At 74.9% G+C, this 11,147-nt stretch carries 12 protein-coding genes; 5 read left to right on the top strand and 7 right to left on the bottom strand.

Annotated elements, in window-relative coordinates; translation table 11 throughout:
• Positions 1 to 118 precede the first annotated feature (118 nt).
• From pucD to GCU67_RS19550, 3 genes are read right to left on the bottom strand one after another with little or no spacing between them, the layout of a single operon-like run.
• Positions 119 to 2,467 (bottom strand): xanthine dehydrogenase subunit D, encoded by a 2,349-nt coding sequence (pucD, locus tag GCU67_RS19560; RefSeq protein ID WP_246215407.1) that lies wholly within the window; start codon positions 2,465 to 2,467, stop codon positions 119 to 121.
• 20 nt (positions 2,468 to 2,487) lie between these two features.
• Positions 2,488 to 3,039: a 2Fe-2S iron-sulfur cluster-binding protein gene (locus GCU67_RS22920; protein WP_163613040.1), complete on the bottom strand. Its 552-nt coding sequence runs from the start codon at positions 3,037 to 3,039 to the stop codon at positions 2,488 to 2,490.
• Positions 3,036 to 3,872 carry an FAD binding domain-containing protein gene (locus GCU67_RS19550; RefSeq protein ID WP_163613039.1) on the bottom strand — a complete coding sequence of 279 codons (837 nt, stop codon included), beginning with the start codon at positions 3,870 to 3,872 and terminating at the stop codon, positions 3,036 to 3,038. The genes GCU67_RS22920 and GCU67_RS19550 overlap by 4 nt, the downstream gene beginning before the upstream one ends.
• 108 nt (positions 3,873 to 3,980) lie before the next feature.
• On the opposite strand from GCU67_RS19550, the gene GCU67_RS19545 reads away from it, so the two are divergent.
• Positions 3,981 to 5,351 (top strand): 8-oxoguanine deaminase, encoded by a 1,371-nt coding sequence (locus GCU67_RS19545; RefSeq protein ID WP_338105169.1) that lies wholly within the window; start codon positions 3,981 to 3,983, stop codon positions 5,349 to 5,351.
• A 29-nt stretch (positions 5,352 to 5,380) separates the two neighbouring features.
• The gene (locus tag GCU67_RS19540; protein ID WP_163613037.1) at positions 5,381 to 6,076 is read left to right on the top strand and encodes a hypothetical protein; all 696 of its coding nucleotides are present in this window, start codon (positions 5,381 to 5,383) and stop codon (positions 6,074 to 6,076) included.
• A gap of 62 nt (positions 6,077 to 6,138) precedes the next feature.
• Here the strand turns inward: GCU67_RS19540 and GCU67_RS19535 are convergent, their stop codons facing one another.
• A complete protein-coding gene (locus tag GCU67_RS19535; protein WP_163613036.1) occupies positions 6,139 to 6,405 on the bottom strand; it encodes a hypothetical protein in 267 nt (88 codons plus the stop codon).
• A gap of 50 nt (positions 6,406 to 6,455) precedes the next feature.
• Positions 6,456 to 7,349 (bottom strand): LysR family transcriptional regulator, encoded by an 894-nt coding sequence (locus GCU67_RS19530; RefSeq protein WP_163613035.1) that lies wholly within the window; start codon positions 7,347 to 7,349, stop codon positions 6,456 to 6,458.
• A gap of 101 nt (positions 7,350 to 7,450) precedes the next feature.
• Here GCU67_RS19530 and GCU67_RS19525 point away from each other — a divergent pair, with 101 nt between their 5' ends.
• The gene (locus GCU67_RS19525; RefSeq protein WP_211661755.1) at positions 7,451 to 8,320 is read left to right on the top strand and encodes a DMT family transporter; all 870 of its coding nucleotides are present in this window, start codon (positions 7,451 to 7,453) and stop codon (positions 8,318 to 8,320) included.
• Here GCU67_RS19525 and GCU67_RS19520 read toward each other — a convergent pair.
• Entirely contained in the window at positions 8,309 to 9,271 is a 963-nt protein-coding gene (locus GCU67_RS19520; RefSeq protein ID WP_163613033.1) for an EamA family transporter, read from the bottom strand. The genes GCU67_RS19525 and GCU67_RS19520 overlap by 12 nt on opposite strands.
• Positions 9,272 to 9,345: 74 nt before the next feature.
• Here GCU67_RS19520 and GCU67_RS19515 point away from each other — a divergent pair, with 74 nt between their 5' ends.
• A complete protein-coding gene (locus tag GCU67_RS19515; protein WP_163613032.1) occupies positions 9,346 to 9,885 on the top strand; it encodes a CGNR zinc finger domain-containing protein in 540 nt (179 codons plus the stop codon).
• Positions 9,886 to 9,888: 3 nt separating this feature from the next.
• Here the strand turns inward: GCU67_RS19515 and GCU67_RS19510 are convergent, their stop codons facing one another.
• Positions 9,889 to 10,293, bottom strand: a complete 405-nt coding sequence (locus GCU67_RS19510) for a universal stress protein (RefSeq protein ID WP_163613031.1) — start codon at positions 10,291 to 10,293, stop codon at positions 9,889 to 9,891.
• Between the two features lie 72 nt (positions 10,294 to 10,365).
• Between GCU67_RS19510 and GCU67_RS19505 the strand changes: the two genes are divergently transcribed.
• Positions 10,366 to 11,136, top strand: coding sequence for an SDR family oxidoreductase (locus GCU67_RS19505; protein WP_211661754.1), 771 nt, complete (start codon positions 10,366 to 10,368; stop codon positions 11,134 to 11,136).
• Positions 11,137 to 11,147 lie beyond the last annotated feature (11 nt).

The raw sequence follows: 11,147 nt of genomic DNA, 5'->3' as shown, positions 1-11,147 counted from the left end.
GGCCCCCCCCCCGCCGGGGGGGGGGGGGGGGGGGGGGGGCAGAAGAGGCCACTCCTGCCCTCCAGGGTGGCCGGACCTCGGCGGGGCCATGTTCGCGAACATGGTCCCTCCAGCTCGGTCAGCCGGACGGGGCGCCCTCCTCGGCCATGGTGCCGGGGGCGTCGTGCGGCTCCTCGTCGATCACGGCGCCGCGCGGGCGGTCCGGGTCGGCGGGGCGCGGCGTCGTCCAGGTGACCGTGGGGGCCGCGCCGATGCCCAGGGCGATGTGCTCGGGCTTGATCGGCACGGCCGGCAGCGGCAGCCCGGTGGCGGCGCGGACGGCGGCGGCGACCACCGGCACGGCGGTGACCAGCGGCGGCTCCCCGACGCCCTTCCAGCCGTGCGGCATGCCCGGCTCGGGGTCGGTGACGTAGGTGGAGACGACCTCGGGGACGTCGACGATCGTGGGGATCAGGTAGTCCTGGAAGTCCGGGTTGGTGATCAGCCCGTCGGCGACCACGACCTCCTCCATGAGCGCCAGGCCCATGCCCTGCACGATGCCGCCCTCGATCTGGCCGCGCAGCTGCACGGGGTTGACGACCGTGCCGACGTCCTGGCAGGAGGCCACCTGGACGACGCTGACCAGCCCCAGCTCGACGTCGACGTCGACCACCGCTCGCATCGCGGAGAACCCGAACGCCACGTACATCCCGCCCTCGGCCGAGCCGAGCGGGTGCGTGGCCGGGTGCTGGAAGTGCTCGGTGGCCCGGAACGTCTGCCCGGGTGCGGCGGTGGCCACGGGGCCCAGCGGCCGGCCCGCAGCGCAGACCACGCCGTCGGCGACGGTCAGCGTGGCGGCGTCCAGGCCGTGCGCGCGGGCGACCCGGCCGAGCAGCCGGTCGCGGACGGCGAGGCACGCGCGGTACACCGCGGTCCCGGACGCCATGGTCTGCCGGGAGGCGCTCGTCGACCCGGCGGAGGCGACCAGGGTGTCGGGCTGCACGACCTCGACGGTCGTGGCGCCGAGCACCGTGCGGGCGACCTGCTCGGCGACGGTGACGAAGCCCTGGCCGACCTCGGCGCAGGCGGTGTGCACCGTGGCGTGCCCGTCGCGCAGGCTCACCTCGGCGGTGGACTCGTCCACGTGGCCCTCGCTGAAGGCCAGGTTCTTCATCGTCACCGCCCAGCCGACGCCGCGGCGCACGGTGCCGCCCTCGGCGGCCCGACCGACGCCGCCGGGGAGCTTGGCCGGCCCGGTGGGCAGCGGGATCGCGCGCAGCCCCTCGATGACCTCGCGGACCGGGGTGGGGGCGTCGAAGCGCTGGCCGAAGGTGGCGACGTCGCCGCGCTGCAGGGCGTTGGTCAGCCGGACCTCGACCGGGTCGAGGTCCAGGGCGGCGGCGAGCGCGTCGAGCTGCGCCTCGTGCGCGAAGGCCGCCTGCGGGACGCCGAACCCGCGCATCGCCCCGCAGCTGGGGTTGTTGGTGCGCACCGACCAGCCCTCGAACCGGCCGTTGTCGACCCGGTAAGGGCCCTGCAGGAGGGTGACGGTGTTGGTGATGACGACGGGGGAGGTGCTGGCGTAGGCGCCGCCGTCGAGCAGCACCCGCCCCTCGACGCTGACGATCCGCCCGTCGGCGTCGGCCGAGTGCCGCAGCCAGATGGTCCCCGGGTGGCGCTGCCGGTGGGCGAGGAAGGACTCCTCCCGGGTGTACTCGATCTTCACCGGCCGGCCGGTGGCCAGCGCGAGCAGGCAGGCGTGGGTCTGCAGCGTGACGTCCTCGCGGCCGCCGAAGGCCCCGCCGACCCCGGCGAGGGACACGTGCACCTTCTCCGGTGGCAGCCCGGTCGCCCAGCCGATCTGCTTCTGGTCCGAGTGCAGCCACTGGGTCGCCACCTCGATCGCCACCCCGCCGTCCGGGGTGGGCCGGGCCAGTCCGGCCTCCGGGGCCAGGAAGGCGGGGTCCTGCATGCCGATCCGGTAGGTGTTCTCCACGGTGACCACACCGCGGGCGTCGGGGTCGCCGCAGCTGTAGGAGACGTGCCGGTAGACGTTGCCGTCCGGGTGGATCGAGGCCGCGGTCAGCGCCAGCTGCGGGTCGGTGAGCGCCGGCAGCACCTCGTAGGTGACCTCGACCGCGCGGGCGGCCCGCCGGGCGGTGGCGGCGTCGACCGCGGCCACGACCGCCACCGGCTCCCCGGCGTACCGGACGACGCCGTCGGCCAGCACCGGCTCGTCGCGCAGCACCAGCCCGAAGTGCCGGTCGCCCGGGACGTCGTCCACGGTCAGGACCGCGTGCACGCCGTCCATCGCCCGGGCGGCTGTGGTGTCGATGCCCAGGATGCGGGCGTGCGGGTGCGGCGAGCGCACCGTGACCCCGATCAGCATCCCCTCGGCGGTGAGGTCCCCGGCGTAGGAGAACTCGCCGCGCACCTTCGCCGGCCCGTCCGGCCGTCGCACCGACGCGCCGATCCCCCCAGTGGCCATGTTGGCGAACATGGCCGCGGTCACCGGGTCGCCGCCCGGCGGGTGCGGGCGGCGGTCTCGACCGCGGCGACGATGCGGCCGTAGCCGGTGCAGCGGCAGAGGTTGCCGTAGAGGGCGGCCTCGATCTCCGGCCGCGTCGGGTCGGGGTTGGTCTCCAGCAGCTCGGTCGCGGCGGTGACGAACCCGGAGGTGCAGATGCCGCACTGCACGGCGCCCTCGGCGAGGAAGGCCTCCTGGACGTCGGAGAGCGCGCCGTCCGGGCCGCTGATCGAGGCGATGGTCTCCACGGTGCCGCCGGCGGCGGTCGCGGCGGGCACCAGGCAGGCGCAGAGCACGTGCCCGCCGTCGCCGAGGTCGGCCTTCACCGCGCAGGCGCCGCACCGGCCGTGCGCGCACCCGGTCTTCGGGCCGCGGACGCCGAGCCGGTCGCGCAGCACGGTCAGCAGCGACTCGTCCCACCGGGCGGTCACCTCGTGCGCCGTCCCGTCCACGGTGAGGCCGAACGTGACGGACCCGTCCGCTCCGTCGGTGCCGCCGGCGACGTCCGTCCGGGGGTCCTCGACGGCGCTCACGAGCCCAGCCCCGCGTCGACGGCCGCGCGGGTGACCAGCCGGACGGCGAGCACCCCGAGCGCGTGCCGGCGGTACTCGGCCGAGGCGACCGTGTCCTCGGGTGGGTCGACCGCGGCGGCGACGGTGGCCCGGAGGTCCTCCGGCGTCGCCCGGCCGTCGAGCAGGGCGGTGGCGGCGGTGTCGACGGCGTCCGAGCGCAGCGGGGTCGGGCCGGCGTTGCCAAAGGCCAGTCGCGCGACGCCGTCCCGGCTGACGACCGCGGCGCTGACGGTGGCCACGAACTGGGCGTTGCGCCGGCCGACCTTGGCGTAGTCGGCGAACCCGACGTGCACCGGCATTCGGACGGCGGTGAGCAGCTCGCCCTCCCGCAGCCCGGTGACCCCCGGCGCGGTGACGAAGCCGTCGAACGGGACGACGCGGGTGCCGGTGGCCGACGTGAGCTCGAGCGTCGCGCCGCCGGCCAGCAGGGTGGGCAGCAGGTTGCGGTAGGGGAGCGCGCTGACCACGTTGCCGCCGATGGTCGCCTCGGTGCGCACCAGCGGCGTGCCCAGCGACGACGCGGCCGCGCGCAGTCCGCCGTCCGGCGCGGTGGTGAGGGCCGCGACCGGGGTGCCGGCGCCGATGACCAGCTCGCCGCCGTCGGTCGTCGTCCCGCGCAGGGCGGCGACCCGGCGCAGGGAGAGGAAGCCGGCCGCCGTCCGGTTCCGCCAGAGCAGGTCGGGCATGACCTCGGTGCCGCCGGCGACGACGACCGCCTCGGGGCGCTCGGCGCGCGCGGCCAGCGCCTCGCCGAGGGTCTCGGGCAGGGCGAAACGGGGCGCTTCCAGCAGCACGTACGACCTCGACTTCCGACCGGGGGACGGCCACGGTAGCTCCGCAGTGTCACGGCCAGATGACGTGCTGGCGCGCTGGTGGACACACGCGGCGGGCAGGATGCGGCCGTGACCGCTGACCTCCTCGTGCACGACGCCGAGCTGATCGCCACCGTCGACGACGCCCGCCGCGAGATCGCCGGGGGGTGGGTCGCCGTCACCGACGGGGTCGTCACCGCCCTCGGCGGGCCCGGTGACCCGCAGCCGGACGCTGCGCGGCGCATCGACGCCCGCGGCTGCCTGGTCACGCCGGGGCTGGTCAACACCCACCACCACCTGTACCAGAACCTGACCCGGGCCTACGCGCCCGCGTTGACCGGCGGGCTGTTCGAGTGGCTGGTGACGCTCTACCCGCTGTGGGCGCGGCTGGACGAGGAGGCCGCGTACGTCAGCGCCTACGTGGGGCTGGCCGAGCTGGCGCTGTCGGGCTGCACGACCTCGACCGACCACTCCTACGTGCACCCGCGCGGCGCCGGCGACCTGATCAGCGCCGAGGTGGCCGCCGCCCGCGAGCTCGGCGTCCGGTTCCACCCGACGCGCGGCTCGATGTCGCTCTCGGTCAAGGACGGTGGCTTGCCGCCGGACTCCGTCGTCCAGGACGACGACGAGATCCTGGCCGACTCGCAACGGCTGGTCGCCCTGCACCACGACCGGTCGGTGACGGCGATGAGCCGGATCGCGCTGGCCCCGTGCTCGCCGTTCAGCGTCTCGACGGAGCTGATGACCCGCACCGCCGAGCTGGCCGAGTCCCTCGACGTGCGGCTGCACACCCACCTGGCCGAGACCCAGGACGAGGACGCCTTCTGCCTGGCCACCTTCGGGCGCCGGCCGGTGGACTACCTGGCCGACGTCGGCTGGATGACCTCACGCACCTGGCTCGCGCACGTGGTGTGGCCCGACGCGGACGAGGTCGTGCGGCTGGGCGCGGCGGGTGTCGGGGCGGCGCACTGCCCGTCGTCGAACATGATCCTGGGCAGCGGGCTGGCCCCGGTCGCCGAGCTGCGCGCCGCCGGCGCCCCGGTCGGGCTCGGGGTGGACGGCTCGGCGTCCGCGGACTCCGCCTCGCTGTGGCTGGAGGCCCGGACGGCGATGCTGCAGGGCAAGCTGCGGCACGGCGCGGCCGCGATGTCGGCCCGGGACGCCCTGGAGATCGCCACTCGGGGCGGTGCGGCGTGCCTTGGGCGGGCGGGGGAGATCGGGCAGCTGTCGGTCGGGGCGTGCGGTGACCTGACGGTGTGGTCCTTGGAGGGCGTGCGGTTCGCCGGTGCGCTCTCGGACCCGGTGGAGGCCTGGCTGCGGTGCGGTCCGGTGTCGGCGCGGGAGACCGTCGTCGGCGGTCGGGTGGTCGTCGAGGGTGGGGCCGTGGCGCACCCGGGGCTCGACGAGCAGCTGGCCGTCCACCGGCGGGTGTCCCAGCGCATGCAGGCCGCGCTGGACTGACACTCTGCCGCCAACGGAAGGGACGTCGGATGCACGAGATCACCTACGACGAGCTGCGCGCTGGAGCCCGGCCGTCGGGCGACGTCGACGTCCGCGGCGGGGGAGTCGTGCAGGGAGTCGACCTGTCGGGCTGGACCACGCCCTGGTTGAGGTTCGCGGACGCCACCGGGCTGCTCGACGAGGTGCTCCCTCGGCCGCTCAAGCCCAGCCGGGTCGGGAAGCAGATCCCGGTCTTCGTCGACTGCGACTTCAGCGGGCTGACCTGTGCGCGCTTCGACCCGGGCATCGCCCGCTTCGTCCGCTGCAGCTTCGAGGACACCCAGGTGGCGGCCAACCTCGGCAAGTTTTCGGCACACTTCGAGGACTGTCGCTTCTCCGGGACCTGGGAGGCCAACTTCGACACGGAGCCCGCCAGGCGTGACCCAGCCCGTCGCGTGAGCATCCGGGGGAACGACTTCACCGGCTGCAGCGGGTTCGCGGTCCAGGGTGGCGTGCCGCGCCAGGCGAACACCTTCGACCCGGACCTCCACGTCGTCCTCTGGAGGGGTGGACCGGGGTGGGACCTGGCTGTGCGGCTCGCCAGGCAGGACGTGAGTCTCGGCAACCACGTGACGTCGATGCAGGGGCTCGGGCCCTTCTACCTGAGGCAGGACTGGGTCGTGCTCGACCAGGAGTCCGTGGACGGGGAGTCGTGGCGCCAGCTGCACGAGGCGAGCGGGACGTGAGAGGCGACCGCCGGCGCTGTCGAGGACCTCGCTGACCGGGTCGTCTCCGACGGGCAACCGCTTCAGGGGAGGTCCTGGGCCGCGAGTCGCTGCAGGATGCCGATGACGTGGCCCAGGTCGTGCCAGGGGAAGGGCGGGTCAGTCGCTGCGCTCAACGCAGCCACCTCGGCCAGGTCGTCGGCGAGCTGGCCCACCGTCAGCTGCTCGATCGACGGCGTGGCGCTGAGGTCGTAGGCCGCCTGCGGATCGATGACCCAGTAGTGGTCCGCGGTCAGCTCGACCTCGTCGCCATGGCGCGCGGAGAGATCGTCGAGCACCCGGTCCAGCACCTGACGGAGCTGGGTCAGTGACACGGTCCGCGGGACGTCCACCCGGGCAGTCAATCAGTGCTGGTGGCGAGGGCCTCCGCTGCTGAGGTGAGGGTCGCGAGGACCGTGCCCACCGAGCTGCGCAGGGCCCGTTCCGGGCGGACGAGGGCGTCGATGTGCCGGGCGAGGTCCATCCCGTCCAACGGCCGCAGCACGAGTCCGGGAGCCGACGGGGCGGTGTGCCGGGGCATCAGCGCGAGTCCGGCACCGGCGGTGACCAGTCCCGCAGCGACCGTCAGGTCGTTGATCCGGTGCGCGATGGTCAGCGGCCGCCCGGCCGCGGCGGCGATCGCCTCGAGCGGCGCCAGCAGCGGGAAGCCCTCGTGCACCGCGATCCACGGCTCAGCGACGACCTGCTCGGCGGTCAGGGTCGTGTGCCGCGCCAGGGCGTGCCCCACCGGGACGGCCACGTCGAGCGGCTCGTGCAGCAGTGGCGTGACCGCGATCGTCGTCGGCCACGGCGGGCTGGAGTCAAGTCGGTGCGCCAGGACCACGTCGTGGTCGGCGCACAGCGCCGGGAACCGGGACTGGGACACGTCGTGCTCGGCGCACTCGACGGTGGGTCCGCCGGCCTGCAGCAGCGCCGGGAAGAAGGCCGTGGCCGCGCTGGAGAAGGCGGCGACGCGCACCGTGCCGCGCGGGTCGCCCAGGAACGCGTCGACGGCGACCTCGGCGCGGGCCAGGGCGGTGGCCACGTCGGTGGCGGCGTCGGCCAGCGCACGCCCGGCGTCGGTCAGCACCAGGCTGCGGCCGCAGCGCTGGGTGAGCGCGACGGGCACGCCCCGCTGGAGGACGGCGAGCTGCTGGGAGACCGCCGACGGGGTGATGAACAGTGCCTGGGCCACCGCGGTGACGCTGCCGCGGTCGCCGAGCTCGCGCAGGATCGACAAATGCCGGACGTCCATGAAGCGACGCTACATCGGCGGTTGAGCAACTGGTCGTTGTTCTTCATCGACGGCGGTTCCAGGGTCGAGGCATGCGAGCAGGAGATCGAACGACGGACGCGGTGCTCCTGGGGGTGGCCCTGGTCTGGGGGAGCAGCTACCTGGTGGCCAAGGACCTCACCGACCTGGCGCCGGTGCTGGTGGTGCTGGCGCTGCGCTACGTCCTCTCGGCTGCCGCGCTGGGGGTCGTCTGCCGACGGGCCCGGGAGCGGACACCGCGCGGCAGGGAGCTGGCCGTCGGCGTCCTGCTGGGGTGCACCCAGGCCGCCGTCCTCACGCTGGAGACCTTCGGCGTCGTCGGCACGTCGGCCACCAACGCCGGGCTGATCATCAGCCTGACCGTGGTGTTCACCCCGCTGCTGGACGGCGTGTGGGGGCGCACCTCGCTGCCGGCGCCCTTCTTCGCCGCCACCGCCGTCGCCGTGGTGGGTGTCGGGCTGCTGGTCTCCGGCGACGGCGTCCGGGCGCCCGGCTGGGGCGACGGGCTGATGCTGGCCGCGGCGGCGGTGCGGGCGGTGCACGTCAGCCTCATCGGGCGGCTGACCGCCGACCGCCCGTACAGCTCGCTCGTGCTCACGACGGTCCAGTCGGTGGTCGGGGCCGTGCTCCTGTCCGCCGCCGCGGCACCGCAGCTGGGCGTGGTCGCCCGCCTGCCCCTGGCGGCGTGGGCGCACCTGACGTACCTCGCGCTGGCCTGCACGGTCTTCGCGTTCCTCGCCCAGACGTGGGCCATCAGGCGCACCTCGCCCGGTCGCGCCAGCCTGCTCATGGGCACCGAGCCGCTCTGGGCCGTCGCGGTCGGGGTGAGCGTCGGCGGCGAGCGGCTGACCGCGGTCGCGGCCGTCGGTGCGGTCCTGGTCCTCGCCGCCACCTCGTACGGCCAGCGCGTCGAGAGCGCCCACCGCCGGGCCCGGCCGGCCCTACCGGTCTGACGCGGCCGGGACGGGGTCGACGGTGGCGGCCGGGTCGTCGGCCGGGCGCTCGCCCAGCCGGACCAGCACGATCCCGCCCAGGACGACGATCCCGCCCACGAGCTGCACCGGCCCCGGCTGCTGCCCCAGCGCCAGCCAGGCGGCCAGGACGGCGAACAGCACCTCGCTGAGCCCCACGAACGAGCTGGTCCGGGAGCCCAGGCGCCGGACGGCGGCGATCCCGGTCGCGTAGGCGATCGCCGCGGCGAGCAGGCCCAGGCCCAGGATCGGCACCAGCCAGCTGGTCGACCGGCCGGCGAACTCGACGTCGGTGGTCGCCGTCCGCCACGACACGAGGCCGACCAGCGCGGCCGCGCCGAGCACCAGCGCACCCGCGGCCAGCCCGGCCCAGGCGCTGACCAGGGGCGGGAGGCCGTCCTCGGTGGCGGCGGAGAGGATGAAGTAGGACGCCAGCCCCACCGCGGCCAGCAGGCCCCACATCACGCCGACCGGGTCGATCCGCGCGCCGCTGAGCACGTCGAGCACCAGCACCAGGCCGACGACCGCGACGACCATCCCGGCGCCGGTGACCCGACTGGGCCGCTGGCCGAGCCGCGCCCAGGTCCACAGCACGACGAGCAGGACGCCGCAGTACTCCAGCAGCAGCGCCACCCCGACCGAGAGCCGGGTGACGGCGACGAAGTAGGCGAGCTGGGGCAGCGCGACGGCGAGCGCACCGAACGCCGCGACCGCGGGCAGGTTGGACCGCAGCAGGTGCCAGCGTCCGCGCAGCTGGAGGACGGCGGGGACGGTCAGCGCGAGGGCGGCCACCGCCATCCGCACCGTGACGGCGGCCCCGGCGCTCCAGCCGGCGCCGAGCAGGCCACTGGCGAAGACGCCGGCGGTGCCGAAGGAGGCCGCGGAGACCACGGCCAGCAGCAGTCCGACCAGTGCGGTCCGGCGGTCGAGCACAGCAGCCACCTCCTCGTCAGGAGTCAGCGGACGTACGCTCCTGATGGCCGCACGTTAACAGAGTCAGGAGTCACATGCTCTTTGCCCATGACACCGAGGTGGCGCTGGCGGCCGCGACCGCGCTGGTGAACACCGCCGCGGACGGCGAGGAGCGGCTGCCCGACCCGTCCGCGCTCGCGACGTTCCTGGACACCTGGGAGTTCACCGGCAGCCGTACCGGCTCAGTGGACGAGCTGGCCGAGGTCCACCGGCTGCGCACGGTGCTGGGCGGCATCTGGGACGCCGACGAGGACGACGTGGTCGCCGTGGTGAACCGCCTGCTCCGCGACGGGCACGCGCTGCCGCAGCTGGTCCGGCACGACGGCTGGGGCTACCACGTGCACGCCACCGAGCCGACCGCCTCGGTGGCCGACCGGATGGGCGTGGAGGCCGCGATGGCCCTGGCCGACGTCGTCCGGGCCGGTGCCCTGGACCGACTGCACCGTTGCGCGGCCAGCGGGTGCGACGACGTCCTGGTCGACCTCACCAAGAACGCCAACCGCCGGTTCTGCGACAACACGTGCGCCAACCGGGAGCACGCCGCCGCCTACCGGGCGCGCCGCGCCGCCGGCTGAGACTCAGGCGGGCTCGTGGGCCCGCACGGCGAGGACCGGGCAGGTGGACTCCAGCAGGACCCGCTGCGCAGTGCTGCCCAGCAGCATCTTCCCGACCGGCGAGCGCCGGTGGATGCCCACCACGATCAGCTCGGCGGAGACCTCCACGGCCACCGCGAGGATGACCTCCGCGGCCCGCGCGGTGCCGACGTCCAGGTGCCGGATCTGGTGCGGCACACCCTCGGCCACGAGCCGCGCGTCCAGGGCGTCGAGGTCGCGCTCGTCGGCGGCGGTGGGCCGGACGTAGCCGCTGTCGTCGATGGCGTTGACCACCACGACGTCCGTCCCGCGCCACCGCGCCTGGCGGGCGGCCTCGGTGACGGCCAGGAGGCCCGTCGCATCGGGCACGTATCCCACGACCACGCTCACGAGGCGACCTCTTCCTGATCGGGCGGGTCGGCCCACGCGGGCCGACGACCGCGGTCATCGTAGGGTCCAGCGGTGGCTGCGGGGATGTTCGACGTCAGCGGCTCGATCGCGCTCGTGACCGGCTCGAGCCGGGGGATCGGCCGCGCGCTGGCCACCGGGCTCCTGGAGGCCGGCTGCACCGTCGTCCTCAACGGCCGGGACGCCGACCGGTTGGAGCGCACCCGCGCCGAGCTGGCCGGCGTGGGGCCGGGCCGGGTGGTCGCCGTCCCGTTCGACGTGACCGACCCCGCTGCCGTGCGCGCGGGGGTCGCCCGGGTCGAGGACGAGGTCGGGCCGCTCGACGTCCTGGTCAACAACACCGGGGTGCAGTCGCGGGCGCCGTTCACCGAGGTGACCGACGAGGACTGGTACCGGCTCCTCGACACCAACCTGACCAGCGCGTTCCTCGTCGGCCGCGAGGTCGCCCGCCGGATGGTGCCGCGTGGGCGCGGCCGGATCGTCAACATCGCCTCGCTGCAGAGCGAGGTCACCCGGCCCGGGATCACCCCGTACGCCGCCACCAAGGGTGCGATCAAGATGCTCACCAAGGGCATGTGCGCCGACCTCGCCGGCAGCGGGATCGGGGTCAACGCCATCGGCCCCGGCTACTTCGAGACGGAGCTGACCGCGCCGCTGGTGGCCGACGAGCAGTTCAGTGCCTGGGTGCGCGCCCACACGCCGGCCGGGCGCTGGGGCCGGGTCGAGGACCTCGTCGGCGCACTGGTGTTCCTGGTCAGCCCGGCCTCGGCGTTCGTCCAGGGCCAGGTCCTGTACGTCGACGGCGGGATGTCCTCGGTGCTCTGAGCGGGTCGACG

Source organism: Modestobacter muralis (assembly GCF_010682105.1).
GTDB lineage: Bacteria > Actinomycetota > Actinomycetes > Mycobacteriales > Geodermatophilaceae > Modestobacter > Modestobacter muralis.
Note: the sequence above shows the minus strand (reverse complement) of the source record. Positions and strands in the feature narration are given on the sequence as shown.

Bases quoted from the DNA above. Each gene is read 5' to 3' on its own strand.
- GCU67_RS19540 (WP_163613037.1), top strand. From the start codon at position 5,381: ATGCACGAGATCACCTACGACGAGCTGCGCGCTGGAGCCCGGCCGTCG.
- pucD (WP_246215407.1), bottom strand. From the start codon at position 2,467: ATGGCCACTGGGGGGATCGGCGCGTCGGTGCGACGGCCGGACGGGCCG.
- GCU67_RS19515 (WP_163613032.1), top strand. From the start codon at position 9,346: ATGCTCTTTGCCCATGACACCGAGGTGGCGCTGGCGGCCGCGACCGCG.
- GCU67_RS19530 (WP_163613035.1), bottom strand. From the start codon at position 7,349: ATGGACGTCCGGCATTTGTCGATCCTGCGCGAGCTCGGCGACCGCGGC.